The 3134-nt window shown below is 69.2% G+C and carries 6 protein-coding genes; all 6 read right to left on the minus strand.

All coding sequences use genetic code 11. The features are described 5' to 3' along the window. Positions 1-187: 187 nt before the first annotated feature. Positions 188-580, minus strand: a complete 393-nt coding sequence (locus IG02_RS0135265) for a DUF4326 domain-containing protein (RefSeq protein ID WP_030757651.1) — start codon at positions 578-580, stop codon at positions 188-190. A gap of 55 nt (positions 581-635) precedes the next feature. Next, positions 636-917, minus strand: coding sequence for a hypothetical protein (locus IG02_RS0135270; protein ID WP_030757654.1), 282 nt, complete (start codon positions 915-917; stop codon positions 636-638). 126 nt (positions 918-1043) lie between these two features. Beyond that, positions 1044-1631: a hypothetical protein gene (locus tag IG02_RS0135275; RefSeq protein WP_030757657.1), complete on the minus strand. Its 588-nt coding sequence runs from the start codon at positions 1629-1631 to the stop codon at positions 1044-1046. 148 nt (positions 1632-1779) lie between these two features. Next, positions 1780-1989 (minus strand): hypothetical protein, encoded by a 210-nt coding sequence (locus IG02_RS41955; RefSeq protein ID WP_158712453.1) that lies wholly within the window; start codon positions 1987-1989, stop codon positions 1780-1782. Positions 1990-2313: 324 nt separating this feature from the next. Next, a complete protein-coding gene (locus IG02_RS41960; RefSeq protein WP_158712454.1) occupies positions 2314-2490 on the minus strand; it encodes a hypothetical protein in 177 nt (58 codons plus the stop codon). A 192-nt stretch (positions 2491-2682) separates the two neighbouring features. Beyond that, complete coding sequence (locus tag IG02_RS0135290) at positions 2683-2910, minus strand: hypothetical protein (protein WP_030757660.1); 228 nt, start codon at positions 2908-2910, stop codon at positions 2683-2685. Positions 2911-3134 lie beyond the last annotated feature (224 nt).

Here is a 3134-nt window from a genome sequence, read left to right on the forward strand (position 1 = left end):
GGCGATGTCGATGTAGTCCAACTCCGAGCCGTCGTGGTACTGGCCCCACGGTCCGGGCGTGGCCGCCTGAGCGCGGGCTTCGATGGCGTCGAGGTCGAGCTGCTGCTCGGTGGGCTGCATGGTCGTCTCCTGGGTGTGGTGGGTGGGTTGTGGGTGCGGGGCCCGGTGGAACCGGATGAGCACGCGGTCAGACGGTCTGGTTGGCGAGTTCGAGGAGCACGGCGGCGTGGCAGTGGTCCGGCTGGCCGGGCTCGGGCAGGGGGCAGGGGCAGGCAAGGTCCTTGCCCCGCAGGGTGTGGAGTTCTGCGAGGATCCGGCGCCGGTCAAGGACCTGACGGCCGATCCGGTACGTCTGCTCGTACCAGCCTCCTGTGGTGCCGACGCGCAGCCACTCGCGGTAGTTCGCGGCGCAGGCGCTGCGGGGGTCGCCCATCTCCGCTTCGATCGCGTCCTTGATGGTGAACGGGTTTCCGAAGCGGCTGGTTCGGCTGACTATCACCGCGCCGAGCGGGTTCGTGGTCGCGTCCGCGAGCCGCCAGCCTTTGGTGCGGCGGCGTTGGATGCGGGTCGGGGTGGTCATCGGGGTGCCCTTTCTGACTGGTGGGTTAGTTGGGTTGGGGTCGGGGTGGACGGGGTCAGGTCGCGGGGGCGTTGTCGGGGTCGACTTCGGGATGCGTGAACCGGACCGGCTTGCCCAGCGACCCCCACAGCGGTTGCTCGGCCTTCATGTCGACGCCGGGCCGGACGACGATCGCCGGCGGCACCGTGGCGGACCCGGCGGTGAGCCGCAGATCCGCTTCGGCCATCTCCGCTATGAAACGGGTGGATCCGCAGATACACACGATCTTCGGAATGCGCAGCCGGTCCTTGGCGTCGGCGAGCTGCTTTTCCGGGGTGAGCAGGTACGGGTACGACACAGAGGTCTCCTTCGGTTGGGTGATCACAGGGTGGGGGGTGGCAGCGGCGCGGAGCATGGCCTCCACGTCGGCGGAAGTCCGGCCGGGGCGCTGCTCCCAAGCGACGGTCTGCGCCCCTAGCACCCCTCAGAAGGCCCAGTTCGGGGCCCAGCCTGACTCAACAGCGTCCGTCAGCGTCCGCAGCAGGCCCCTGTAGGCGGTCAGCTTCTGCTCGTACGCTTCCCGGTTCTGGCGCTCCCGTTCCGCAGTGTCCGGCTGCTCGGTCTTCCAGCGGGCGATGCTGCGTTCGGCGACGTAGAGGAGGCGGGTGTATGTGTCGATCCGCTCGCCAACTGGGCCCAACAACGCACCAGGCGTCGCCCACTCATCCAGCACCAGAGATGCACCCGACTCGGCGACCTCCCGCGCGTGGCTACCCGGGTCGAGAATGGTGACATGCGGTTCCACGGAGGTAGCACGGTTGGCCACCAACGAGTCCACGGTGGTGTGGTACGTCCAGGACACGCCGATCCGCGCGCGGCCGTGCTGGTCCAGGATCCGGCCCGGAACGCCCTGCTCCTCGCCCCGATCGGTGGTCCATCCGGGCGGCAGTTCGACGTTCCGCGGGCCGGGGCGGTCGGACCGTAACTCGCCGACGCTTGCTCCAGTCTGTATCAGGCAGGTGACGTGCTCGGCAGGGAAGCCAATGCGGGTCCTGGCCTTGGTGTTCGTCATGTCTGGTGCCTCCTGGCTGATTGCCGTGAAGGGGCCCGTCGCCCCGCGCCCGCCAGCGGTCACGGGCGTCGGGGCGGCGGTCATCGGCCAGCCGGTGGCCGGCCGGGGGTGCCACGCCGCTTGAGGCGGTCGCAGCGTCTTGGGGGTTCTACTCGTTGTCCGGGCCGCGTAGGGATGACTCTCTTACGCGGCCCAGCCGGACGTTCCATACCGGGTGGCGCAGCTCGTAGTAGGGCTGTGATCCGGTGGAGGTGTCGACGGAGATGATGTTGAACAGCCAGCCCTGGAAGGGCGCGATGCTGCCCATGTACTGGACCATTTCGTTGGGCTGGTATCGGGACTGCGACTGCGTTCCCATCGGTTCCTCCAGGGGGTGCTGGGGCGGACTGCTGTACCAGCGGGGCGATTACGCCGCCTCAACTGCGCGTAGCGGGCGGCCTCCGATTGCTGCGGCGAGTTCGGCGTAGTGCCGGTGCTGCTCCTCGCGAGTCCACTGCACCCGCCGAACCTCGCCGCGCGACCGGACAGGCCGGGCATCACCGAACGTGCCGGTGGGGACGGCTTCGGCGAGAAGCCGATCGAGGGGGCTCATGCCGCGGGCGGGATAGGCGCGGTCGCCAGCTGCCGGAACGCTGGGCGCAGGCATTTCGCTCATGCTGACTCCTGAAGAGAGGCGGGGTTGTCAGGCGATGCGGTAGTCGCTGGCGCGGTAGCCGAAGTCGGCCCACTGGGCGGCGTGTGCGGGGGCGACTTCCTGGAGCAGGTGTTCGCGGACCGCGGCGACGGTGGCGTCGGACACGGTGAGGATGGTGTCGGGGACGGTGTAGCCGTCGGGGTCGATGAGGCGGAGTTCGGTCATGGGTGTCCCTCTCGGGGTACTCCGGGGCGGTGGTCCGTCCCGTTGTCGGCAACCCCCATACTACCCGTCAAGCATGGTCCAAACAATGCTTAGAATTCAATAAGGGTGGTGGCATGCCAAAGGGGGCCCAGCCCACCAAGGCCAGACCCCCTACACCTCGCCATCAACCCAGCCCACACCACGCGAGTCGCCTCACCCGGCCAGCTCCTGCCACGGATCCCCCGCCGACGCCCGCCCCTGCGCCCGCCGGGCCTCCTCAACCGCAGTCGGCACCCTCCCCGCCTCGGAAGGCGGCTTGCCGTTCCTCGTCGGCGCCTTGGCGAGGTGCTTGGCGTAGACGTCGGCGAGCGGCAGCTTCGCCTGGAGGAGGTGAATGCCGGTGGAGCGGGCGTACTCCTCCCAGGCCTTGAACGTCCGCACGTAGGCCCGCCTCGTGTGGCGGCTCTTCTGGCGGGCGGTCCATCCTCCGGCGATGGTGGGCAGCGGGTCGCGGTCGCCGTAGATGCCGGTGAGGTGGTCGGCGAGTTGGCGGGCTTCGTCGGGCTAGTCGTCGCGGGGGTCGTGCCGGTCGGTCGACAACTCCGCCGACGGGCGTGGGACGGGGAATGTGTGATCACGGCCGGGCATGGGCTCTCCAGGAAGCG

Source organism: Streptomyces sp. NRRL F-5135 (assembly GCF_000719775.1).
GTDB classification, from domain to species: Bacteria; Actinomycetota; Actinomycetes; order Streptomycetales; family Streptomycetaceae; genus Streptomyces; species Streptomyces hebeiensis.

Coding starts and splice junctions, on each gene's coding strand:
- IG02_RS0135275 (WP_030757657.1), bottom strand. CDS start 1,631: ATGACGAACACCAAGGCCAGGACCCGCATTGGCTTCCCTGCCGAGCAC.
- IG02_RS41955 (WP_158712453.1), bottom strand. CDS start 1,989: ATGGGAACGCAGTCGCAGTCCCGATACCAGCCCAACGAAATGGTCCAG.
- IG02_RS0135265 (WP_030757651.1), bottom strand. CDS start 580: ATGACCACCCCGACCCGCATCCAACGCCGCCGCACCAAAGGCTGGCGG.
- IG02_RS41960 (WP_158712454.1), bottom strand. CDS start 2,490: ATGACCGAACTCCGCCTCATCGACCCCGACGGCTACACCGTCCCCGAC.